The sequence below is a fragment of the Paraplanobispora siamensis genome (assembly GCF_016863175.1).
In the GTDB taxonomy this organism is placed as follows: Bacteria; Actinomycetota; Actinomycetes; order Streptosporangiales; family Streptosporangiaceae; genus Planobispora; species Planobispora siamensis.
This window is the reverse complement of sequence record NZ_BOOJ01000015.1, coordinates 1-22,620: the sequence shown is the minus strand read 5'-3', so window position 1 is coordinate 22,620 and position 22,620 is coordinate 1. Positions and strand designations below refer to the sequence as shown.

Here is a 22,620-nt window from a genome sequence, read left to right as displayed (position 1 = left end):
GCCTGCCGTACGGAGCCTTGAGCCTCGCGTAGGACCGGTCAGATGCCGGTGGGGTGCCAGACGGTCTTGGTCTCCAGGAAGGCCGTCATGTGCTTGAGGCCGGGATCGGCGTACCAGTCGGCCGCGGCCGGGCGCAGGACGCGCTTGAGGTTCTCCGCCGCGGCCTGCTCGCACGTGACCGCCAGGTCATCGTCGGCGACGCCGGTCAGGTCGATGGCGTTGACGTCCATGTGCGCGGCCAGCCAGGGGGCGATCTCCTTCACCGAGCCGGTGAGGATGTTCACCACGCCGCCGGGCAGGTCGGAGGTGGCCAGCACCTCGGCCAGCGTGATCGACGGCAGCGGCGCCCGCTCACTGGCGACCACGACGCACGTGTTGCCCGTGACGATCACCGGGGCGATCACCGAGACCAGCCCGAGCAGCGGCTCGTCCGGCGCGATCACCGCGACGACGCCGGTCGGCTCCGGCGAGGAGAGGTTGAAGTACGGCCCCGCGACCGGGTTGGCCGCCCCGGCCACCGAGGTGATCTTGTCCGACCACCCGGCGTACCAGACCAGCCGGTCGATCGCCGCGTCCACGACGTCCCCGGCCTTCTTCGTGCCAGCCTCGGCCAGCTCGGCGACGAACTGCGCCCGGCGGCCCTCCAGCATCTCCGCGATCCGGTAGAGGATCTGCCCCCTGTTGTAGGCCGTCGCCCCGGACCAGCCGCCGAAGGCCTTGCGCGCGGCCGAGACCGCGTCGCGGGCGTCCTTGCGGGAGGCCTTGGAGGCGTTGGCCAGGAACTCGCCCTTGGAGGAGGTCACGGGATAGGACCTTCCGCTCTCCGAACGCGGGAACGCCCCGCCGATGTACAGCTTGTAGGTCTTGCGCACGGCCAGCCGCGCGGCCGCCTCCGTCTTACTCATCTCCGCGCCCTCTCCGCGTGCTCTGCTGCTGTGCCAGCCGTACCGGCACGAAGATCTGGCCGCAGCGGCTCACCCCGCACCGGTGGGCGAACCAGCCGCGCGGCGCCGGACGGCCCGCCCGGGCGAAACCGTGTCCGCGGGTGCTCTGGGCCCGGCGGGCCCGGCGCCGGGACCGGCGATGCTCACACATCGAGGTACGCCTCCAGCCCGTGCCGCCCGCCTTCCCGGCCGTACCCGGACTCCTTGTAACCGCCGAACGGCGAAGTCGGGTCGAACTTGTTGAAGGTGTTGGCCCACACCACGCCGGCCCGCAGCCGGTCCGCCATCCACAGGATGCGCGAGCCCTTCTCGGTCCACACGCCGGCCGACAGGCCGTAGGGGGTGTTGTTGGCCTTCTCGACGGCCTCGGCCGGGGTGCGGAAGGTCAGCATGGCCAGTACGGGGCCGAAGACCTCGTCGCGGGCGATGCGGTGCGACTGGGCGACGCCGGTGAAGATCGTCGGCGGGAACCAGAAGCCCCGCTCCGGCAGCGCGCACGCCGGCGACCAGCGCTCGGCGCCCTCGGCCTCGCCGATGTCGGACAGCTCGCGGACCCGGGCGAGCTGGGTGGAGGAGTTGATCGCGCCGATGTCGGTGTTCTTGTCCATCGGGTCGCCGAGCCGCAGCAGGCTCAGGCGGCGCTTGAGCGACTCCAGCAGTTCCTCGGCGATCGACTCCTGCACCAGCAACCGGGAGCCCGCGCAGCAGACGTGACCCTGGTTGAAGAAGATGCCGTTGACGATGCCCTCGACGGCCTGGTCGATCGCGGCGTCGTCGAAGACGATGTTGGCGGCCTTGCCGCCCAGCTCCAGCGTCACCTTCTTGCCCGAGCCCGCGACATTGCGCGCGATCAGGCGGCCGACCTCGGTGGAGCCGGTGAAGGCGACCTTGTTCACGTCGGGGTGGTTCACCACGGCCGCGCCGGTCTCCCCGGCGCCGGTCACGATGTTCACCACGCCCGGCGGGAGCTCGGCCTGCCGGCAGATCTCGGCGAACAGCAGCGCGGTCAGCGGCGTGGTCTCGGCGGGCTTGAGCACCACCGTGTTGCCGCAGGCCAGCGCGGGGGCGATCTTCCAGGCGAGCATGAGCAGCGGGAAGTTCCACGGGATGACCTGGCCGGCCACGCCCAGCGGCTTCGGGCCGGGGCCGTAGCCGGCGTAGTCGAGCTTGTCGGCCCAGCCCGCGTAGTAGAAGAAGTGCGCGGCGACCAGCGGCAGGTCCACGTCGCGCGCCTCGCGGATCGGCTTGCCGTTGTCCAGCGTCTCCAGCACCGCCAGCTCGCGCGAGCGCTCCTGGATGATGCGGGCGATGCGGAACAGGTACTTGGCCCGCTCGGAGCCGGGCATCGCCGACCAGACGCCGAAGGCCTTGCGCGCGGCCTGGACGGCGCGGTCGACGTCCTCGCCGGAGGCCGTGGCCACCTCGGCCAGCGTCTCCTCGGTCGCGGGGTTGATCGTCTTGAACGGGGCGCCCGTGCCGTCGACGAACTCGCCGTCGATGAACAGGCCGTAGGACGGCTTGATGTCGACGATGTCGCGGGACTCGGGTGCCGGTGCGTATTCGAACATCGTCAGTCCAGAGTGAAGTAGTCGGAGCCCGCGTACCTGCCGGTGGCCATCTTCTGGCGCTGCATCAGCAGGTCGTTGAGCAGGGTGGAGGCGCCGAGGCGGAACCAGTCGGGGTGCAGCCAGTCCTCGCCCGCGGTCTCGTTGACCAGGACGAGCATCTTGATCGCGTCCTTGGTGGTCCGGATGCCTCCGGCGGGCTTGACGCCGACCTTGCGGCCGGTCGTCGCCAGGAAGTCGCGGACCGCCTCCAGCATGATCAGCGTCACGGAGGGGGTCGCGGCGGGCTGGACCTTGCCCGTGGAGGTCTTGATGAAGTCGCCCCCGGCCATCATGGCCAGCCAGGAGGCGCGCCGTACGTTGTCGTAGGTGGCGAGCTCGCCGGTCTCCAGGATCACCTTGAGGTGCGCCTGGCCGCAGGCCGCCTTGATCGCGGCGATCTCCTCGAAGACCTTCAGATAGTCGCCCGCCAGGAACGCGCCCCGGTCGATCACCATGTCGATCTCGTCGGCCCCGGCGGCCACCGCGAGAGCGGTGTCGGCGACCTTGACGTCGAGTGAGGAGCGCCCGCTGGGGAACGCCGTGGCGACGCTGGCCACCTTCACCCCCGAGCCGCCGAGCGACTCGACCGCCTGGGCCACCAGGTCGGGATAGACGCAGACCGCGGCCACCTTGGGCACCGACGGGTCGCCCGGGTCGGGGTGGACCGCCTTGGCGCACATCGCCCGGACCTTGCCGGGCGTGTCCGCGCCCTCCAGGGTCGTCAGGTCCACCATGCGGATGGCCAGGTCGATGGCCGCCGCCTTGGCGGTGGTCTTGATCGAACGGGTGCCGAGCATAGCGGCCCGCTGGTCGGCGCCCACGCGGTCGACTCCGGGCAGGCCGTGCAGGAAAGCCCGCAGCGTGGCGTTGGACGAGGCCACGTCAGCGAGCGAAGACGTCATAGTTGACACCACTCCAGCATGCCGACTGGTGTGATTAGTTCCAAACTGGACGTGGCCCAGTCCTTCCACAGCTTTTCGTCAACATTCGCCGACCCCGGCGCTCCCGGCATGACCTAAGACGCGGAAACGACCTAAGGCGGGGCGCGGGCGATCTAGGTACCCCTGAGGCGGTCCCGGCGCCGGAGATAAGGCATCCGTCCGATGTGGGGGTGGGGGCCTTAGACCGAATCTTGAGTGTGTAAGGGAATCGCACCACTCAAGGAGGCACCCGACATGGGTCCCGACATCCACTTCGACATGATGATGAACCGACACGCCGAGCTCCACGCCGAGGCCGTCAGGCACCGCCGGGTACGCGAGGCGCAGGCCGTCAGCAAGAGCCGCTCCCGCGGCCAGCGCAACCGCGCGCTGAGCTTCCTGCGCAAGTTCAGCGCAGCATGACCGTCTCACGAGAGCCCGGCCGCCTCCTCCCGTCCGGCCGGGCATCTCAGCCCCCCTGACGCCCGCCCGGCGGCTCACCCGCCGGGCGGGCGGTCGGCGCGCCACCGGATGGGTGCGCCGCCGAATAAGGAGGAGAAACCCCGACATAAGGCATGCCATGCTGGACGACATGATGGGTCGGGCGGTGAGCCCCGTCTTCGTGGGGCGGGAGGCGGAGCTCGCGGGCTTGGGTGAGGCCTTCGAACAGGCGCGCAAGAAGGCCGCCGCCGCCGTGCTCCTCGGCGGCGAGGCCGGGGTCGGCAAGACACGGCTGATCAACTGCTTCGCCGAACGGGCCTCGGCCGACGGCGCCCACGTACTCGCCGGGGGCTGCGTGGAGCTGTCCGCCGAGGGCCTGGCCTACGCCCCGTTCACCGCGGTGATCCGCCAGCTCGTCCGCGAGCAGGGGGCCGAGGAGGTGGCGGCCCTGCTGCCCGAGGGCGCGGCCCGCGACCTGGCCCGGCTGCTGCCCGAGTTCGGCGAGCCCAGCGGCGACGTGGAGAGCGAGACCGCACGCGCGCGGCTCTTCGAGCAGATCCTCACCCTCCTGGAACGGCTGGCCGAACGCCGTCCCGTCATCCTCCTGATCGAGGACATCCACTGGGCCGACCGGTCCAGCCGCGACCTCATCGCCTTCCTCAGCCGCAACCTGCGCACCGCGCCGGTCCTGATGATCCTCACCTACCGCTCCGACGACCTGCACCGCCAGCACCCGCTCCGGCCGGTGCTCGCCGAGCTCAGCCGGGTGGAGGGGGTCCTGCGGCTCGAGCTCCCCCGCCTCACCCGGGACGAGGTGGCCGCCCAGATGGCCGGCATCCTCGGTACGGTTCCGGAGTTCGCCCAGGTCGGAAGGGTGTACCAGCGCAGCGAGGGCATTCCACTGTTCGTCGAGGCCCTGCTGGAGTGCGGCGCCGACTGCCGCTTCCCCGACTCCCTGCACGACCTGATCATCGGTTCCGTCGAGCAGCTGCCCGACGAGACCCAGCGCGTGCTGCGCATCGCCGCCGCGGGCGGCATCCGGGTCAGCCACGCCCTGCTGGCCGCCGTCAGCGGCCTGTCCGACGCCGAGGTGGAGGACGCGCTCCGTCCCGCCATCGCGGCCAACGTGGTCCAGGTCGCCGACGGCCGCGCCTACGTCTTCCGGCACGCGCTGATCCGCGAGGCCGTCCACGACGAGCTCCTGCCCGGCGAGCACGTACGGCTGCACGCCCGCTTCGCCGAGGAGATCGAGAAGAACCGCAGGCTGGTCCCGCCGGGCCGGGCCGCGATCGAGATCGCCCACCACTGGTACGCCGCCCGCGACGACCTGTGGGCCCTGGTCTCCGCCTGGGACGCCGCCCTCAAGGCCGCCAAGACCTTCGCCTACAACGAGAAGGTGCAGCTCCTGGAGCGGGTGCTCAGCCTGTGGAGCAAGGTGCCCGACGCCGCCGACCGGATCGGCGTGGACCACACCACGGTCCTGGAGGAGGCCTCCAAGGCCGCCCACGCCAGCGGCGAGATCGACCGGGGCATGAAGTTCGTCAAGGCCGCCCTGTCCGAGCTGGACGAGGAGGCCGATCCCGAGCGGGTGGCCGAGCTGGTGGTGCGGCTCTCCCAGTTCAAGATCTCCAAGCGCAAGCCGGGGGCGCTCGAGGACCTGCGCCACGCCGAACGGCTGGTCCCCCGTCCCGGCCTGGCCCGCGCCAACGTGCTGGCCAGGCTCAGCTCCTACCTGGTGTTCCAGGGCGAGGTGACGGAGGGTACGGCGCTCGCCGAGGAGGCGCTGGACATCGCCCGCGCCCACCGGCAGGAGGACCTGGAGGCCGACCTGCTGCTCACCCTCGGCGTGGGACACTCCGTCGCCGGCCAGATGGAGCTGACGGTCGAGCTGAACGAGACCGCCCGGGCGATCGGCGAGCGCATCGGCTCCGGCCAGGTCATCCTGCGCGCCCTGGCCAACAACGTGGACGCGCTGTACAACATGGGCGACGCGGCCCGGGCGGTGGAACTCGCCCTCGAAGGAGAGCGGCTGGCCAGGAAGTACGGCCGCTACCGCGTCCAGGGCACCTTCATCGCCAACAACCGGGCCGAGGCCCTGGAGGGTCTGGGCCGCCTCGACGAGGCCGCCGAGGCGGCCGAGCAGGCCCTGATCATGGATCCGTCCCTGCGCACCCGGCACCACCTGCGCCGGATCCAGGGGGACGTGGCGGCCATCCGCGGCGAGACCGAGGTCATCAGGTCCGTGCTGGCCGAGGTGGACGGCTTCACCGTGGAGGAGGAGTTCACCCAGGAGCTGACCGCCAACGCCCGGCTCAAGCTGAGCCTCCACCTGCTGGAGGGCGATCCGCGGGCCGCGCTGGAGGTCGCCGAGAAACTCCGGCTCGACACCCGGATCCTGAGCAAGCCGCTGCTGGGCTGGCGCATCCTCGTGCTGATCGCCTGGGTCTGCGACGCCGCCCAGAGCGTCGCCCCCGACCGGGCCGCGGCGCTGCGCCGCCGGGCGGAGGAGGCCGGGGCCGCGATGACGGCCGACAGCCCGGTCGCCGAGGCCTACCGGCTCTGCCTGGCCCGTGACTACGACACGGCGGCCGTCGCCTGGGAACGGCTGGACCGTCCCTTCATGCGGGCCAAGTCGCTGCTGCACGCGGGGCGGGCCGCCGCCGAGGCGGGTGACCGGGAAGGCGTCGCCGTACGGCTGCGCACCGCTTATCCGATCGCCGTCGCCATGCGGGCCCGTCCGCTGATCGCCGAGATCGAGGCGCTGGCCCGCCGGACCGGCGTGACGCTCTCCCGGGACGCCGAGGAGCCGCGGGAGGGGACCGCGGGCGACGACGCCCCGGCCGCCCCGCCGCTCACCCCCCGCGAGCAGGAGGTGCTCCGGCTGGTCGCGCTGGGACGCTCGAACCGGGACATCGCCGCCGAGCTGTTCATCTCGGCCAAGACGGTGAGCGTCCACGTGTCGAACATCCTGGGCAAGCTCGGCGCCTCCACCCGCGGCGAGGCCGCCGCGGCCGCCCACCGCCTGGCCCTGATCGACTGAGCCCTGATCGACTGAGCCCTGATCGACTGGGCCCGTCTCGGGCGGTCAGGTCGTCCCGCCCTGCCGGATCTCCTCAAGAGTCGTCCGCATCGCGGTCGCGGCCCGGGTGAACCAGTCGGTCAGCGTGCCCATCTCCTCCGCCGAGTATCCGGCGGACATCTCGGCGAGCCGCTGGTAGAAGGGGACGTACACCGCAGCGACCCGGGCGGCGGCCTCCTCGTCGGGAACGATCCGCACCCGCCTGCGATCCGCCGGATCGGCCTGCCGGGTGGCGTACCCGGCCCGTTCGAGACGGTTGAGGGCCCCCGTGACGGCCCCGGTGGTGAGGTTCGCCCGCTCGGCGAGCTCGCCCGCGGTCACAAGCCCAGCGGGGTCCGCCCGCCCGGCGAGCGGAACTGGAGGGTGAAGGATCCCATGACCGGCCACACCGAGTGCCTCGCCTGCCGCCTGCCGCCTGGCGGGCAGGCGGCAGGCGAGCAGGCCGGATCAGGCGAGGACCGGCTCCAGCAGCAGGAGGACACCGAAGGTCGCGAAGGCGGCGGCGGCGCCGTAGCGGATGGCCTTCTCGGGCAGGTTCTTGCCCAGCATGCGGCCGACCGCGATGGCGAGGGCGTCGGCGGCGACCATGCCGACCGTCGAGCCGATCCAGGTGCCGAACCAGCCGTGCTGAGTGGCCAGGGTGATGGTGGCCAGCATGGTCTTGTCGCCGAGCTCGGCGAGGAAGAAGGCCACGGTCACCGCGATGATCGCCGAACGGGTGGTGCGCTTCGCCTTCTGCGCCTCGTCGTCGGTCAGCTCGTCGCCGCGCAGCGTCCAGAACGCGAAACCGAGGAACGCCAGGCCCGCGATGATCGAGATGGCGGTGGTGGGCAGGAAGTCCCCCACCAGGCCGCCGAGGCCGACGCTGACGAGGTGGACCACCGCCGTGGCCAGGGTGATCCCGGCCAGCACCGGCCACGGCTTGAACCGGGTGGCGAACGTCATCGCCATGAGCTGGCTCTTGTCGCCGAGCTCGGCCACGAAGATCACAGCGAGACTGATCCAGAACGCTTCCAACGCGATCGCCCTTCATGCGCATGCGACCGGGCCGGAAGGGGGACCCGGGGAGTTTCCGGGCACGCTTCGGCCCGGTGGCATTGATGTCATATGCCTGCCAGGCCGAAGGTCTCGTCCGCCTGTCCGCGGGAGGGCGCGCAACCGCGCGTCTCACCGGGAACGAGGCCCGCGTGACCGGGCGCCCAGGGCGCCAGTGTGTCGATCACGCGATTGGGACTACTCCCCTTCGGGTGTTTCCACCCGACCATAACACCCGCGGGGAGCCGCTCATTCCCTCCCCGGGGCCGGACGCTACAGCCGGGTGCCGACCAGGACGGGTTCGTTGACCAGGGTGACGCCGAACTTCTCGTGCACCCCGTCGCGGACCTCGCGGGCCAGGTCGAGGAGTTCCTCCGTGGTCGCCGACAGCTCCGGGTTCGTCATGGCGAGGGTGTGCTTGGTGGAGATCCGGGCCGGGCCGCGCCGGTAGCCCTTGGGGAACCCGGCGTTCTCGATCAGCCAGGCGGCCGGGACCTTCACCCCGTCCCCGCCGGGCATGTCCCAGCGGGGGAAGCCGGGGGCGCGCAGCTCCAGCTCGGCCACCTGGACGGCGGTGAGGATCGGGTTGGTGAAGAACGACCCCGCACTGCGGCTGTCCGGGTCAGCGGCGTCCAGGACCATGCCCTTGCCCGCGCGCAGCTCCAGGACCGCCTGCCGGGCCTCGGCGAGCGGCACCCGCGTGCCTATCCCGACGCCCAGCCGTACGGCCAGCTCCTTGTAGGCGACGGGGCCGGACAGCCCGTCCCCGGGCAGCGCGTAGGTGACCGCCAGGACGACGTACCGGCCGGGGTCCTCCTTGAAGACGCTGTGCCGGTAGGCGAACCCGCACTCGGCCGCCGGCAGGTCGCACACCCGCCCGGAGACCCGGTCGTAGACCCGCACCCCGGTGATCGTCTGCGAGACGTCCTGCCCGTAGGCCCCGACGTTCTGGATCGGCGTGGAGCCGACCATTCCGGGGATCCCGGACAGGCACTCGACGCCCGACCGCCCCTCCGCCACGGCCCGGGCGACCAGCGCGTCCCAGTCCTCGCCGGCCTGGGCGGTGACCCGGTCGCCGTCGACCTCGACACCCCGTGACGCGACCCGCACGACCAGCCCGTCGAACCCGTCGTCCGAGACGACCAGGTTGCTGCCGCCGCCGAGCACGAGAACCGGCTCGCCCGCCCGGTCGGCCTCCGCGACCAGCTCGACGATCTCCTCGGCCGACCCGGCCTCCACGAACGCCCGCGCCGGCCCGCCCAGCCCCAGCGTCGTGTACGGCGCCAGCCGTACCCTTGCCAACCGTTCTGCCATGCCACGTCCCTCGGGGGTCAATGCGAAATCCGCCGACCACCCTACGCGGCCCGGGGAGTCAGGTCACAGTTCCGTCCCGCCGGTGCGTTCGCCCGATCCGGCGGGGTCCTCGTCCTGACCGCGGGGCATGGCCTCGTCGATCCGCGACGTCCCGGTGGCCCCGTCCCAGTAGCGCTGGGAGGCGGCCACCCGCTGGGGGTTGCCCTCCAGCTCGTTGTCACCGCCCCGGCCGACGAGCTCGGAGCCCTCGGGCACCTGCTCGGGGGCCGCCTCCTCGTCGGCGACCTGCTTGGCCTCGGGCTGGGGGATGGCGTGGGGAGAGCCGCCCGGAGTGGCGGCCTCGGCGGCGGTGGAGGCGTCCTCGGGCCGGCCGTCGAGCCGATCACCGGTCCTCTCCTCGGCCCGCTCGGTCACGTGACGTGGTGTTTCGCTCATTTCCTGACGCTACCCACGCACCGGGAGAAGATTCTCCGGCCCCATCCCGGCCCCGCGCCGCCCCGGACCCCGCCTCAGGCGAGCTGGACCACCGCGCGCGCCTTGGACAGCACCCGGGAGCCGTCGCACTTGGCCGTCAGAGCGACCACCACGCGCTTGTCCTCGAGCTTCTCCTCGATGACGCCGCTGACCGTGATCACGGTGCCCTGGTCGTCGTCGGGGACGACCACCATGGACGAGAACCGCACCCCGTAGTCGACGACCGCCCCGGGGTCGCCCGCCCAGTCCGTGACGAACCGGCCGCCCTGGGCCATGGTGAACATGCCGTGGGCGATGACGTCGGGCAGGCCGACGGTCTTGGCGAAGCGCTCGTTCCAGTGGATGGGGTTGAAGTCGCCCGACGCCCCGGCGTACATCACCAGGTTGATCCGGCGGACCGGATAGTCCACGGCCGGGATCTCCTGGCCGATCTCGACCTCGTCGTACTTGACCGTCGCGGCCATGTCAGCCCGCCCCTCCACGCTCGACGATGGTGTTGTAGGTCGTGCAGACGAGCTCGCCCTCGACGGTCGCGACGTCGCTCCTGACGGTGATGAACTCGTTGCGCCCGACGCTGCGGATGTCGGTCACGGTGGAGACGCTGACCAGCTCGTCACCGGCGTGGATGGGCCTGCGGTACTCGAAGCGCTGCTCGCCGTGGACCACCATCGCGAAGTTCAGGCCGAGCTCGGGGTCGGCCAGGATCGCCCCGCCGGACAGGCTGAACACGATCGGGAAGGTGGGCGGGGCGACGACATCGGGATGACCGGCCGCCTGCGCGGCCTCCCTGTCGTGGTAGATCGGATTGCTGTCGCCGATCGCCGTCGCGAACTCTCTGATCTTCACACGGCTGACCTCGTAGGGCGCGGAAGGCGCGGACGCCCGCCCGACGAAATCACGGTTCAGAGCCATCGTGCTCCTTTACGGAATCCGAGCTGGTGAGGCCGACAGTAACAGAACAAGATTCGGGAGGTCGAGCCCCGATCGGCCACCAGGAAACCGTAGCCCGGCACGCGCCGCGGCCGGCTGTCGAGCACGGTCAACACCCAGCGCGGAAAGCTGTGCGGATGCGACAACCGATCAAGAAAGCGGCCCCGGCGAGGCGGGAAAATCCGGCGGGAACGCGACAGACCGGCGCCCTTGGGGGGAACGCCGGTCTGCGTCGGGTATCTGAGCGCTACAGAAGTTCTCATCCTCCGCCCCGAGGGGGGAGGGCTTCGCAGAGACTTAGCGGGTCTCGCGGTGCGCCTGGTGCGTCTTGCAGTTCGGGCAGTACTTCTTGAGCTCAAGCCGGTCCGGGTCGTTACGCCGGTTCTTCCGCGTGATGTAGTTGCGGTGCTTGCACTCCTGGCAGGCCAGCGTGATCTTCGGCCTAACGTCGGTGGCAGCCACTTGGGAGTGCCTTTCTACGTTCGGGACTGGGACAACCCATGCCGGGGCCCCGCTTGTGGCTGGGGCCCGGGAGGGTAGTAGCGGAGGCCGGACTTGAACCGGCGACACAACGATTATGAGCCGTTTGCTCTGCCTGACTGAGCTACTCCGCCTGGGGCCGGCGAAATCGACCGGCCACCGCAAGGATACCCGACTCGCAGAGCGCCTGCGCACTTGCGCACGTCAGGACAATTCCATGGGGATTTCCCCCCATTGTGCCCGTCCGTGTGCCGGGAACCTTGAGCATTTCACGGGTGGTCCGACCCACCCAAGCCGAATGCCCCGACCAGATGGCCAGGGCATTGAGGCTGTGGAGCCCCCAAACGGAATCGAACCGTTGACCTTCTCCTTACCATGGAGACGCTCTGCCGACTGAGCTATAGGGGCCTGTCCGCTGCCGCTCTCGCGTTGCGGACAGGTGTAACCATACACGTCCTGAGCGCACGATGCGAAATCGGATCCTCCGCGACCCGGCCCCCGTGATCGGGCTCCGAGAGGATCGCAAGTCCTCACCAAGTAGGTTCCAAACGGGCCGTCGCATCGTTGCGGAGCACCACCCGCAACGACGTGAGAAGGACCTTGACATGACCCCCGACCTGCTGGGATTCACGATCGCGCACCGCGCCATGCGGGGCGACACCCGCCGCATGGCCGTCCTGGCGACGGACCTGGCCGCCGGCCGGCAGACCGCCGACGCCGCCCGCGCCGCCGCGATCTCCGAGGACGTCGCGCTGCTGTGCGCCAGCATCCACCACCATCACACGATGGAGGACGAGATGCTCTGGCCGGTCATCGAACGTTCCGCCGGCGCCGAGGTGGACCTGCGCGACCTGAGCGACGACCACTCCGAGCTGGACCCGCTGCTGGAGGAGATCACCGCGCAGGCGGCCCGCTTCGCCGCCACCCGGGACGCCTCGGCGCTCGCCCCCGCGCTGACCCGGCTCGCCGACATGCTCGACGAGCACATCGAGGAGGAGGAGCGGCTCATCTTCCCGATCATCACCGAGTATGTGTCCGTGGCCGACTGGGAGACGGTCGAGAACGCGGTCCGCAAGGGCGGCAACATCAAGTTCGACCTGCCCAGGATCGAGCGCTACGCCAGGCCGGACGAGCTCGCCCGGCTGCGCCGGATGGCCGGCCCGGTGCTGACCGTCATGCTGGCGCTGCTGCGCGGCGGCTACCGGCGCCGTCAGCGGCTCGTCTTCGGCCAGGCCGCCTGAGCCCCGGCCGCCCGAGCCCCTGCTACCTCAGCCCCGGCCGCCTGAGCGCGGCCTCGGCCCTGCGCGCCCAGTGCGGGGAGCCGATCGCCTCGGCGACCCGCGCCGCCTTCGCGTAGTGGGCCGCGCCGTCCCGGCCGAGGAACTCGGCGAGATCGCCGAGAACGTGGGCGACCGGCCCGATGGTGATCGACCCGGACTGCAGGCCGGCCAGTTCCCCGTCCCAGGGCAGCAGCTCCCGGTAGCACCGCTCGGCCACCTCCCGGTCCCCGAGGGCCACCGCGTTCTCCGCCCGCAGCGCCAGCCGTACCAGCCAGTAGTAGTCCTGGCGGTGCTCCCAGTCCGGCTCCCAGAAGGAGCGCGCCTCCTCGTGGCGTCCCTCGGCCACCAGCGCCCGGACCAGGATCTCGGAGGTGTCCTGCGGGATGAGCTCGTAGACGGCCGCTATCTCGTCGAGGTCCTGGGGCGAGCCCGCGGCCAGCCTGGTCACGAACCGGCCGACGACGCCGATGCCGGGCGCGTTGGCTCCCCCGGCCGCGGCCATGATCTCGGAGGTGGCCGTGTAGGAGCTCTCCGCGCGCTCGAACTCCCCTCTGATCAGCAGGACCAGGGTGTCGAGCAGCGCCAGTACGGCCAGCGCGAGGCCGAGCTGCCCACCGGTGGAGTACTCCAGCGCCCGGTCGGCGTGGTGCCGGGCCGCGGTCAGGTCGCCCCGGCCCAGGCTCACCATGAACAGGGCGTGGTGGCCCTGCATCGCGTACCCCGGCAGCCCCGCGCGCTCGCCGAGCTCCACCAGCTCCCGGCCCACCGCCTCCAGCTCGTCGCGCCGGCCCGGGGTCAGCAGCAGGAAGTAGCGGGCGTTGAGGGCCAGGCAGAGGAGTTCGGTACGGCCCAGCGCGCGGGCCAGCCGCAGGGACTCGGCGCTGTAGCGCTCGCACCGCTCGTCGTCGTGTCCCTCCAGCTCGAAGACGAGCGTGGCCAGCAGCCGGCAGCGCGCCTCGTCGTCCGGCCCGGCCGGGTCCGGCGTGTCCCGCGACGCCTCACCGTCCCGCCCCGGCGCGGCCAGCGCCTCCTCCAGCGCGGCGACGAACGGCTCGTCGACCTTCCGGTTCGGCTGGATCGACCAGGTCACCGGGGCGTCGTAGGAGGTCAGGGCCCGCACCAGCCCGGATCCCAGGCGCCGCGCCACCTCGATGGCCCGCTCCCGGTTCTCCCTGGCCGCCATGACGTTGCCCTCCTGCGCCTGGACGCCCACCAGCCCGCACAGCAGGTCGAGCCGCAGGCGGTCGTCGTCGCCGACGAGGCCGAGCGCACCGCAGTACAGCGTCCCCGCCTCCCGGTAGGCGTGCAGGCCCGCCGCCGCCGAGGCGGCCGCCACGATGTACGGCAGCGCGCGCTCCGCCGCGCCGGGGGTGGCCGCCGCGAGCGCGTGGTGCCCGAGCGCGGAGACCTCCCCCGGCCGGGCCCGTTCCAGCGCGGCGAGCACCCTGCCGTGCAGGCGGGTACGGCGGATGCCCGGGGTGTCCTCGTAGAGGGTCTCGCGCACGAGCACGTGGGCGAAGCGCACCCGGCCCGGCGCCGGCTCGGTGAGCAGGCCGGTCAGCACGCCGGCCTCCAGCCCTTCGAGCACCGTGTCCTCGTCGGCCCCCTCCATCGCGAGCAGCACGTCCACGTCCACGTCGCGGCCGACGATCGCCGCGTCCCGCAGCACGGTCCTGGCGGTTGCGGGCAGCCGGGCGATCCTCCGTCTGATCAGGTCGCGCACCCCGGGAGGGAGCGCTCTGGCCGCGGAGGCGCCGTCCGTGCTGATCAACCGCGCGGTCTCGGAGACGAACAGCGGGTTGCCCCCGGTCCGCTCCGCCACCGCGCGGGCGGTCATCGCGTCCACCTCGATCCCGGAGCGCCGCCTCAGCAGCAGGGCCACGTCGCCGCCGCCGAGCCCGCCGAGGTCGACCCGGTGGGTGTCCCGGCCCGCCAGGGCCGCCCAGGTGGCGCCGAGGTGGTCGCCGGCCTCCGCGGGGCGGTAGGTCGCCACCACCGTGATGTCCCGCGCCGCGAGCCGTACCACCAGGTGGCGCAGGAGCTGGAGCGTCTCCCCGTCGGCGCGGTGCACGTCCTCCAGCACGACCAGCAGCCGCACGCCGTCCCGTACGGCTCCGGCCAGATAGTCCTCCACCGCCCTGGCCAGCAGGAACTGACCCGCGGCCGGGGCGTCGTCGGCCAGCAGCGGCGCCAGCCGCACCGCCACGTCGCCCGGCGGGGGGCACACCGCGGCCAGGGCGCGCACCACCTCGCTCCACGCCCACGCGGGCGGCGCCCCGCCGTCGGTCTCCGGGCACTGCCCCGTCGCGGTCAGCCATCCCCGCGCCGCCAGCCTCCGGGAGAACGTCTCGGCCAGCACGCTTTTGCCCGCGCCCGCCTCCCCGCCCAGCCAGACGGTGTGCAGCCCCGGCGAATCGGCCACGGCGTGCAGCGCGGCCAGCTCCGCCGTACGGCCAACGAGCCCGCCGGTCTGCTCGGAGGCGCGGCCGTCCTCGCGGGCGCCGTCATCGCGGACGTCACCGTTGTCACTGGCGCCATCGTCGTCGCGGGCGCCGTCACCGCGGGCGTGACCGTCTCCGGGGTCGTGGCCGTCCGGGACGGGCCCGGCCGCCCGCAACCGGACCGGCGGGCGGGCGGACGCCGGCGGCGGCTCCCGGCGCAGCGACTCGGCGTGCGCGAGGATGTCGGCCTCCAGCGCGCGCAGGCCGGGTCCGGGGTCGACTCCCAGCTCCTCGGCGAGCACGTCGCGGGCCCGCCTGATGGCGGCCAGCGCGTCGGCCTGCCGTCCGGCGCGGTAGTGGGCCAGGGCGAGCAGCCGGACGGCGTTCTCCCTGAGGGGGTGGGCGCGCACGTGCCGTTCGAGCTCGATCCCGGCGTTGCGCCCGAGCGCCAGCAGCGCCTCGGCCCGGTGCTCCACCGCGACGAGCCGCAGCTCCTCCAGCCGCGCCGCCTCCGGCTCGGCCCATTCCTCGTCGGCGAACTCCGCGTAGGCGGCCCCCTGCCACAGCCCGAGCGCCCGGTCGGCCAGCTCCAGCGCCCGTTCCCCGTCACCCGCGGCCAGCGCGGCGGCGGCGGAGTCGGTCAGCGCGGGGAACGACCAGGCGTCCACCTGCTCCGGGTCCAGGCGCAGGCGGTATCCGGGGGCGGCGCTGACCAGTATGGTCGCAGGGGTGCGCGGCGCCCGTGCGGGTTCGAGCACCCGTCTCAGGTTCGACACGTAGACCTGGAGGGCGGCCAGCGCCTTGGGCGGCGGCTGCCCCCGCCACAGGTCGTCGATGAAACGATCGGTGGAGACGACGTGCCCGCCCGCGGCGACCAGCCTGGCGATCACGGCCCGCTGCCGGGAGGTGCCCAGGTCCACCGCGCGGCCGTCGATCTCCGCCTGCAGAGGACCGAGTACGCGCAACATGACCAGGCCAGACTAAGGACCCGGTGAAGCTGTCCGGACCGCGAAGACCGGCGGATTTACGGCGTTTTCGGCAGATGGGATGGAAGATGCTGCAGGACCAGCGCAGATACATGATCCGGACGCTCGACGAGAGCGACCGGCCGCACCTGTACTGGCACGGCGTGGACGGCGACGGCCGCATCTGGCTGTTCGAGACGGTCGTGGACGACGGCGGCGAGTACTGGCCGGTCAGGCACGCCGAGCTCGGCTCCGACGGCCTGGCCCGGAGATACTCCTGGCGCCATCTGGAGGACGAGCACGGTTTCCTGGCCGAGGGCCCGCTCTATCCGCACGACTTCGGGCTGAACCCGCTGACCGCCGAGGAGTTCACCACCCTGTGGACCGCGCTCGACCGGTGAGGGCCGCCGCCGAGGGCCGCCTCTGAGGGGTCCCGCTGGGAGTCCCCGTTGAGGGCCGCTTCCCGGCTGGGCAGGGGCGGTGAGGCAGCATTGGAGGCATGGCCCGCCCACTCTCCGGCGTCAGAGACCTGATCCGCTCACCCGCCGCCCACTGGACCGTCCTCGTCCCGCTGCTCGCGACCGTGGTGCTGGTCCTGTCGTGGGGACGCGACCTGCCGACGGCGGGAGTGATCATCGCGGCCGTGTTCCTGGCGGGCGCGGTGCTGGCGGCCGTCCACCACGCCGAGGTGGTCGCCCACCGGGTGGGCGAGCCGTTCGGCTCCCTCGTCCTCGCGGTGGCGGTGACGATCATCGAGGTCGCGCTGATCGTCAGCCTGATGCTGTCCGGCGGCCCGGAGACGGCCTCGCTGGCCAGGGACACCGTCTTCGCCGCGGTGATGATCACATGTAACGGCATCGTGGGCCTGGCGCTGCTGGTCGGAGCGTTGCGGCGGCGGGTGGCGGTGTTCAACGCCGAGGGCACGGGCGGCGCGCTCGCCACGGTGGCGACATTGGCGACGGTGAGCCTGGTGCTGCCGACCTTCACCACGAGCACGCCGGGACCGGCCTTCTCCCCCGCCCAGCTCGCCTTCGCCGCGGTGGCCTCGATCACGCTGTACGGGCTCTTCGTCGTCACCCAGACCATCCGGCACCGCGACTATTTCCTCCCCGTCACCTCCGAGGGCGCCGTCATCGACGCCGACGAGCACGCCGCTCCGCCGTCGGGGCGCAGGACCCTGGCGAGCCTGGGCCTGCTGCTGGTGGCGCTCGTGGCCGTCGTCGGGCTGGCGAAGATCGAGTCCCCGGCGATCGAGGCGGCCGTCGCCTCCGCCGGGATGCCGCAGGCGGTCGTGGGCGTCGTGATCGCGCTGCTGGTGCTGCTGCCGGAGACCATCGCCGCCGTCAGGGCCGCCCGGCGGGACCGGATCCAGACCAGCCTCAACCTCGCGCTGGGCTCGGCCATGGCCAGCATCGGGCTGACCATCCCGACGATCGCCGTGGCGTCGATATGGCTCGACGGGCCGCTGCTGCTCGGCCTGGGCGCCGTCCACATGGTGCTCCTGGCCATCACGGTCGCGGTGACGACCCTCACCGTCGTCCCGGGACGCGCGACGCTCCTGCAAGGCGGCGTGCATCTGGTCCTGCTCGCCTGTTTCCTCTTCCTGGCCGTCAGCCCGTAAGACGGAAAAGAATTATCCGCCATTGTTTCTCGCGGGTACGGCCGCGGATGCGCAGCCGTACAAGACAACAAAACTGGAAATTCCAACTAAATTCGTGTTATGATGCATAAGTCATGATGAGTAATCATGACCCCGTACGGCCTCGCGTGCATCTCACCGAGGACCCCGCCCTCCACCACTCCGTCTTCGTCGACGCGTTCAACGCCGGCGATCCGGCCGCCGTCGACCAGACGTACGAGGAGAACGGCCTCGTCGTCCCGCGTCCCGGCCACCCGCTCACCGGCCCGGCGCGGACCGGGGCCATCGCGCACCTGGTCGGCCTGGGCGTGCCGATCGAGTCACGGCCCCGGCACGTCTACGTCGCCGACGACATCGCCCTACTGATCGTCGACTGGTCCATCCGCGGCACCGCGCGCGACGGCTCCGACGTCCGCTTCGAGGGGACCGCCGCCGACGTCGCCCGGCGCGGCCAGGACGGCCTGTGGAGATACGTCATCGACAACCCGTACGGCACCGCGTGAACCGGGCCGGCCGGCGCCCGTCATCCGGCGCCGGCCGGCTTCCCTCACTCTTCGGTCCTGTCCCATCCACAGGTACGGCCGTGGAAGCCGGGCGCCTCCGCTACGGTGAAAGGCGTGGACGCCCCTGACCCTGCCGGCCACGACGACATCGCCCGCCTGAAGGCGCGCGTACGCGCCCTGCTGACCGACGCCGGATTCATCAACTCCCGCACCTCCGAAGACGACCCCTACAGCGTGCGGTTACGCTCCGACGCCGACCTCGGGGTGGTCGTGGTGTGGGATCCCACCGACGCCGAAGGGATGTCCGGCCGCTACCCCGGCATCCGCGCCGCGGTGCACCTGGCCGTGATGAGCGTGCTGACCAACGCCGGCTACCAGGCGGTGTTCGAGCCCGAGGCCGCCATGGTCTACATCGCCACCGGACCGCCGTTCCTGGACGGAGCCTGGGAAGACGACCGTCTCGACGGATCACGGGGAAGATGAAGGTTATCTATTGCCGTACATGGCAAGGTATTTCCTGGTAAGACAGCGAGTGCCTGCCCTGCCCCCGCAGGCGCGAGGGAGCACAAGTCATGATGCGGACACCAGAGCGCGGTCCGGCGCTCACCGTCACGACCGCTCTGTACAACGACGCCGTCGTCGTCCGTGTCGCCGGAGAACTCGATCTCGCCACGGTGTCGCTGCTACGCGCCCATCTGGAACGCGCCCGGGTCCTGCCGGAGGTCTCGGCCCTCATCATGGACCTGTCCGAACTGGTCTTCTGCGACTCCACCGGGCTGGGCGAGCTGGTGGACGCCCATCGGAGCAGCGAGGCCCACGGCGTCCGGCTGGTGCTGTCCGGTGTCCGCCGGCACCTGGAGCAGCTCCTGGAGCTGACGGGACTGCGGAGCATCTTCGAGGTGCGCTCCGATCCGATCTCGGCCCTGCGCGCGGTGTCCGGCTCGGGCGACGGGCTGCTCAGCCCGTCGGCGTGACATCGGCCCCGCCCTTCTCCCGGTCACGTCTTTCTCCCGGTCACGGCTTTCCGCGTGAGCCTCCTCCTCCCGGCAGGCGTACGACCCGCACGTCCCGCGCGCCGGGAGAAAAAGGAAGGACAGCGCGAGCCCTCGGGCTCTTCGCAAGTTCGAAGGAGGTGAGCATGGACCCCCCGCACGACGGGGAACTCCCGCACCGGACACACCGGCACGCCCTGCCCCATCCCCCGTCGAGCCGCCCCCGCCTCCAGGAGAGCCGGAGATACACGGCCGAGGCCGTCGCCTACCTGCAGCAGGCCAGGCAGAACATCCGGCGGGCCTACCTGGCCACCGCCGACGCCCTGGAGCGCCTGGCTCTGCGCTACGACAAGCTCGACAGCGACAACCCCCGCAGCAAGGTCCTGTACCGCATGGAGGCCCGGCGCTGCCGCCGGAGGGCGGCCGAATGGCGCGGGCGGGCCGAGTCCGTGCCGGACGTCCCCGGGGAGGAGGACGGCTCCTGCGGCACCGGCACCCCGGCCGCCGGGTGACCGGCCCTGCCGCGAGTCCGGCCGCCCCGGCATATCCGCATGTCACCGAGAGGAGCGACCGGGTAGGTTGAGCCTGCGATGAGCCCTCAACCCCCGCCCCCTCAGACGTCCCGGCACGCGATCGCGGACAGCATGATCGAGATTCCGCCGGGAAGGATCCTCCTGCACGACGAGGGCACGAAGACCGGCTGGACGGTCGAGGTCGGCGCCTTCCGGCTGGCGCCGTACCCCGTGACCCGCGAGCTGTACCACGCCGTCCGGGACGAGGCGTCCCCGGACCCGGCGAGGCCGCGGACGCCGGTGACCGACGTCTCGTGGAAGGACGCGGTCCTGTTCTGCAACCTGCTCTCGCGGGCCGAGGGGCTCACCCCCTGCTACTCGGCGGGCGACGACCCCGACGGGCAGGACGTGACCTTCGACCGGGGGGCCGACGGCTACCGCCTCCCGTCCGAGGCGGAGTGGGAGTACGCCTGCCGGGCCGGAACCCACGGCGTCCGGTACGGCGAGCTGGACGAGATCGCCTGGCACCGCGGCAACTCCGGCGGCGTGGTGCACGACGTCGCGACCAGGGCGCCGAACGCCTGGGGCCTCCACGACATGATCGGCAACGTGTGGGAGTGGTGCTGGGATCTCTACGACCCCGGCGTCTACGGCCCGTACCGCGTGTTCCGCGGCGGTGGCGCGCACGACCTCCCCCGGGGGTGCCGGGCGTCGTGCCGCCGCAAGAGCCACCCGACGCTCCGCATCGACGACCTCGGGTTCCGCGTCGCCCGGTCGCCGTGAGCCGCGGCCGGTCGCCGTGAGCCGCGGCCGGTCGCTGTGAGCCGCGGCCGATGCCACGCGGGCGGCCTTTCGCGTTCCGGCATGGCGTGCCAGGCTGAGAAGCAGCCTCGCCCGGCGGGTGCGGCGCTCGTCCCGCCGCCATCGGGGCGCGCCGAACGCGGGGAGCCGCCATGCCGGGTGCGACCGCCCATCCACGCCGGCGTCGGGCCCCGTACGCCCGCGCCTTCGGCGTGACGCCGCCATCCGCCCGGACGTCGTGCTCATGAGCACCGGTCAGGTGGAGGAGACCGGCGCCGTGCCTCCCGCCCGGATGCCCGCGCAGGAGCCGCACCGGCTCCGGATCGAGTTCGACAGCGCCGATCCCGAATGCACCGCGGCGTTCCTGGCCGCCGCCTACGGCGCCCCCGTGAAGATCAGCGAAACCCGCGAGAACTACCGGTTCCGCCACACCCGGCTCGGGCCGGGGCCGTTCTATCTCAACACCATCGACCACACCGCGACCACCGAGTATCGTGCCGACCCCTTTCCCATGCTCATCGTCGTGCAGGTGCACCGGGGGCTGCGCACCGCCCTCGACCTCGACGACCGTCTCGGTCCCGGCGGCTTCGCCGTCCACGCCCAGCCCGGCCGGCCTTACCACACGCAGCTGGCGTCCATCCGGTCCACCGCCGTCATGGTGTCGCCGCAGGCGGCCGCCGAGGTCGCCCGCAACCGGCCGGACGATCCCCTGCCGCCGTTGCGCTTCGCCTCCCTGCGCCCCGCCGGTCCGGCCGTTGCCCGCTGCTGGCTGTGGACCGTCGACTACGTCATCGGCAACCTGCGGGCGAGCCCCCGGACCATGGCCCAGCCGCTGCTGGCCGGGGCCACCGCCCGGCTGCTGGCCGCCGGCCTGCTGACCGCCTTCCCCAGCACCTGGAACAGCGAGCCGCACCACCTGGACCGCCTCGACGCCACCCCCACCACCCTGTCCCGGGCCGTCACCTTCATCGACGCCAACGCCGGCCTCGACATCGGCACCGCCGACATCGCCCGCGCCGCCTCGGTGACCGCGCGCGCCGTACAACTGGCCTTCCGCCGTCACGCCGGCACCACCCCCGGGGCCTATCTGCGCCGTGTGCGCCTGGAACGCGCGCATGAGCAGCTGCTGGCCGCCGTCCCGGGCGACGGCACCACCGTCACCGCGGTGGCCGCCCGCTGGGGCTTCTTCCACCCGGGCGACTTCGCCGCCGCCTACCGCCGGGCCTACGGCCGCTCGCCCAGCCACACTCTGCGCAGCTGACCGAGTCAGTGGCTACGGAGAAGCGTCCCCGCGAGCGTCCTGATCGTTCTGCTGTGCTTCCTGCCGCTCCTGCGCCGCCCGCTCCCGATGCCAGGACTCATCCCCGAGCTCCTTCTGAGCCGCGCGCTCATGCAGCGCGGCATTCGCGCGATGCACCTGGGCGGCACGCCGGTGACCGTCGCGAACCTCGGCCTCGGCCTGCGCCGCCTCCTGACCGGCCCGCTCGGCCTGCTCGGCCGCCTGCTGCGCCTGCTGCCAGGTGGAAGCGGGCATCGCCGTCCCGCGCGAGGACTGCTCGCGTGCCTCCGCCAGCTCTCTGATCCGCTGCCTCACCTGCGCGACCCGCTCATCGAGCCGCTGCCCGCGCTCTTGAGCACGCTGAGTCCGTTCCTGCCACTCCTCGTTCTGATCAGGAACATGCTCGGCCATCCGGGTGACCTACCCGCCATCCGCATGATCGATCAGGGAGACCGAACAAGCCCGGAAAACCCGGCCGCCCACCAGGCGCGACGAGCCATGTCCCGCGGAACCACAGGGTCGTACACGGACAAAAAACCTCCGTGAAGCTAAGTGAAAATCCGCTTTGCCGTACGGCCGGCCGAAGGATCTTTTTGCAAGCCCAGAAATGTCGGCCCGGCCACATTTCCAACGTTTACAGTGGCAGTCAAGCGCAGTAATGGTCGCCCGAAGAGTAGGTCAATGAACTCTATTTCGGTTTGGACATTTGCTTACTGCGGGATGTACGGCGGGTCCCCGAGAGTCGATGATTCCCAAGATCCGGAGAAGGAAATGACAAACACGACATTGCCGGGATACGCACATTCCACCACTCCCTATCCCTACCCCGAGTACGCCTCCAAGGGCCCGCAGGACCAGGCGGGTCAGGGTCAGATGGTGCCGGCCGAACTCGTCAGCACGCTCATCGGTCTGGGCATCACCGTCGGCCCCAGCATCGTCGAGGGCATCCTGGACCTGTTCCAGAAGCAGGGCACCGGCGGAGGC

Annotated in this window: 24 protein-coding genes and 2 tRNA genes; 12 read left to right on the top strand and 14 right to left on the bottom strand. The window is 71.8% G+C overall.

Annotation, left to right across the window (positions count from 1 at the left end; all coding sequences use genetic code 11):
* Positions 1-38: 38 nt before the first annotated feature.
* The 3 genes from Psi01_RS08600 to deoC form a co-directional block, all read right to left on the bottom strand.
* A complete protein-coding gene (locus Psi01_RS08600; RefSeq protein ID WP_204063415.1) occupies positions 39-905 on the bottom strand; it encodes an aldehyde dehydrogenase family protein in 867 nt (288 codons plus the stop codon).
* Between the two features lie 182 nt (positions 906-1,087).
* Positions 1,088-2,512, bottom strand: a complete 1,425-nt coding sequence (locus tag Psi01_RS08595; RefSeq protein WP_204063414.1) for an aldehyde dehydrogenase family protein — start codon at positions 2,510-2,512, stop codon at positions 1,088-1,090.
* Positions 2,513-2,514: 2 nt separating this feature from the next.
* A complete protein-coding gene (gene deoC, locus Psi01_RS08590; RefSeq protein WP_204063413.1) occupies positions 2,515-3,453 on the bottom strand; it encodes a deoxyribose-phosphate aldolase in 939 nt (312 codons plus the stop codon).
* 273 nt (positions 3,454-3,726) lie between these two features.
* Between deoC and Psi01_RS08585 the strand changes: the two genes are divergently transcribed.
* Both Psi01_RS08585 and Psi01_RS44050 read left to right on the top strand, forming a co-directional pair.
* Positions 3,727-3,894, top strand: coding sequence for a hypothetical protein (locus tag Psi01_RS08585; protein ID WP_204063412.1), 168 nt, complete (start codon positions 3,727-3,729; stop codon positions 3,892-3,894).
* Between the two features lie 157 nt (positions 3,895-4,051).
* Positions 4,052-6,952, top strand: a complete 2,901-nt coding sequence (locus Psi01_RS44050; protein ID WP_204063411.1) for a helix-turn-helix transcriptional regulator — start codon at positions 4,052-4,054, stop codon at positions 6,950-6,952.
* Between the two features lie 45 nt (positions 6,953-6,997).
* Here the strand turns inward: Psi01_RS44050 and Psi01_RS08575 are convergent, their stop codons facing one another.
* The 9 genes from Psi01_RS08575 to Psi01_RS08535 form a co-directional block, all read right to left on the bottom strand.
* Complete coding sequence (locus Psi01_RS08575) at positions 6,998-7,312, bottom strand: MarR family transcriptional regulator (protein WP_204063410.1); 315 nt, start codon at positions 7,310-7,312, stop codon at positions 6,998-7,000.
* A 126-nt stretch (positions 7,313-7,438) separates the two neighbouring features.
* Positions 7,439-8,008, bottom strand: coding sequence for a TMEM165/GDT1 family protein (locus Psi01_RS08570; protein WP_204063409.1), 570 nt, complete (start codon positions 8,006-8,008; stop codon positions 7,439-7,441).
* A gap of 291 nt (positions 8,009-8,299) precedes the next feature.
* Positions 8,300-9,340, bottom strand: a complete 1,041-nt coding sequence (locus Psi01_RS08565; protein WP_204063408.1) for a UDP-N-acetylmuramate dehydrogenase — start codon at positions 9,338-9,340, stop codon at positions 8,300-8,302.
* A 63-nt stretch (positions 9,341-9,403) separates the two neighbouring features.
* On the bottom strand, positions 9,404-9,775 hold the full coding sequence (locus Psi01_RS08560; RefSeq protein ID WP_204063407.1) for a hypothetical protein: 372 nt from the start codon (positions 9,773-9,775) through the stop codon (positions 9,404-9,406).
* A gap of 74 nt (positions 9,776-9,849) precedes the next feature.
* Entirely contained in the window at positions 9,850-10,278 is a 429-nt protein-coding gene (locus tag Psi01_RS08555; protein WP_204063406.1) for a MaoC family dehydratase, read from the bottom strand.
* 1 nt (position 10,279) lies between these two features.
* On the bottom strand, positions 10,280-10,726 hold the full coding sequence (locus tag Psi01_RS08550; RefSeq protein WP_204063405.1) for a MaoC family dehydratase N-terminal domain-containing protein: 447 nt from the start codon (positions 10,724-10,726) through the stop codon (positions 10,280-10,282).
* 315 nt (positions 10,727-11,041) lie between these two features.
* On the bottom strand, positions 11,042-11,206 hold the full coding sequence (gene rpmG / locus Psi01_RS08545; protein ID WP_030921771.1) for a 50S ribosomal protein L33: 165 nt from the start codon (positions 11,204-11,206) through the stop codon (positions 11,042-11,044).
* A 78-nt stretch (positions 11,207-11,284) separates the two neighbouring features.
* Positions 11,285-11,358, bottom strand: a tRNA-Met gene (locus tag Psi01_RS08540).
* 198 nt (positions 11,359-11,556) lie between these two features.
* A tRNA-Thr gene (locus tag Psi01_RS08535) sits at positions 11,557-11,632 on the bottom strand.
* A 197-nt stretch (positions 11,633-11,829) separates the two neighbouring features.
* Between Psi01_RS08535 and Psi01_RS08530 the strand changes: the two genes are divergently transcribed.
* Complete coding sequence (locus tag Psi01_RS08530; RefSeq protein ID WP_204063404.1) at positions 11,830-12,465, top strand: hemerythrin domain-containing protein; 636 nt, start codon at positions 11,830-11,832, stop codon at positions 12,463-12,465.
* 22 nt (positions 12,466-12,487) lie between these two features.
* Here Psi01_RS08530 and Psi01_RS08525 read toward each other — a convergent pair whose 3' ends face one another.
* Positions 12,488-15,913 (bottom strand): ATP-binding protein, encoded by a 3,426-nt coding sequence (locus Psi01_RS08525; protein ID WP_204063403.1) that lies wholly within the window; start codon positions 15,911-15,913, stop codon positions 12,488-12,490.
* A gap of 86 nt (positions 15,914-15,999) precedes the next feature.
* Between Psi01_RS08525 and Psi01_RS08520 the strand changes: the two genes are divergently transcribed.
* From Psi01_RS08520 to Psi01_RS08485, 8 genes are all read left to right on the top strand, one after another.
* A complete protein-coding gene (locus Psi01_RS08520) occupies positions 16,000-16,311 on the top strand; it encodes a hypothetical protein (protein WP_204063402.1) in 312 nt (103 codons plus the stop codon).
* Positions 16,312-16,409: 98 nt separating this feature from the next.
* Positions 16,410-17,531 carry a calcium:cation antiporter gene (locus Psi01_RS08515; protein ID WP_204063401.1) on the top strand — a complete coding sequence of 374 codons (1,122 nt, stop codon included), beginning with the start codon at positions 16,410-16,412 and terminating at the stop codon, positions 17,529-17,531.
* A 113-nt stretch (positions 17,532-17,644) separates the two neighbouring features.
* Positions 17,645-18,052: a YybH family protein gene (locus Psi01_RS08510; RefSeq protein WP_239127335.1), complete on the top strand. Its 408-nt coding sequence runs from the start codon at positions 17,645-17,647 to the stop codon at positions 18,050-18,052.
* 114 nt (positions 18,053-18,166) lie between these two features.
* Positions 18,167-18,535: a hypothetical protein gene (locus Psi01_RS08505; protein WP_204063400.1), complete on the top strand. Its 369-nt coding sequence runs from the start codon at positions 18,167-18,169 to the stop codon at positions 18,533-18,535.
* A gap of 89 nt (positions 18,536-18,624) precedes the next feature.
* Entirely contained in the window at positions 18,625-19,026 is a 402-nt protein-coding gene (locus tag Psi01_RS08500; RefSeq protein ID WP_204063399.1) for an STAS domain-containing protein, read from the top strand.
* Positions 19,027-19,190: 164 nt separating this feature from the next.
* The gene (locus Psi01_RS08495) at positions 19,191-19,556 is read left to right on the top strand and encodes a hypothetical protein (RefSeq protein WP_204063398.1); all 366 of its coding nucleotides are present in this window, start codon (positions 19,191-19,193) and stop codon (positions 19,554-19,556) included.
* Between the two features lie 132 nt (positions 19,557-19,688).
* Complete coding sequence (locus Psi01_RS08490; RefSeq protein WP_204063397.1) at positions 19,689-20,339, top strand: formylglycine-generating enzyme family protein; 651 nt, start codon at positions 19,689-19,691, stop codon at positions 20,337-20,339.
* 262 nt (positions 20,340-20,601) lie between these two features.
* Positions 20,602-21,618, top strand: a complete 1,017-nt coding sequence (locus tag Psi01_RS08485; protein ID WP_204063396.1) for an AraC family transcriptional regulator — start codon at positions 20,602-20,604, stop codon at positions 21,616-21,618.
* Between the two features lie 12 nt (positions 21,619-21,630).
* On the opposite strand, the gene Psi01_RS08480 is transcribed toward Psi01_RS08485, so the two are convergent.
* Positions 21,631-22,047, bottom strand: coding sequence for a hypothetical protein (locus Psi01_RS08480; RefSeq protein ID WP_204063395.1), 417 nt, complete (start codon positions 22,045-22,047; stop codon positions 21,631-21,633).
* 360 nt (positions 22,048-22,407) lie between these two features.
* Between Psi01_RS08480 and Psi01_RS08475 the strand changes: the two genes are divergently transcribed.
* A partial coding sequence (locus tag Psi01_RS08475; RefSeq protein WP_204063394.1) for a hypothetical protein occupies positions 22,408-22,620 on the top strand: 213 nt, incomplete at its 3' end.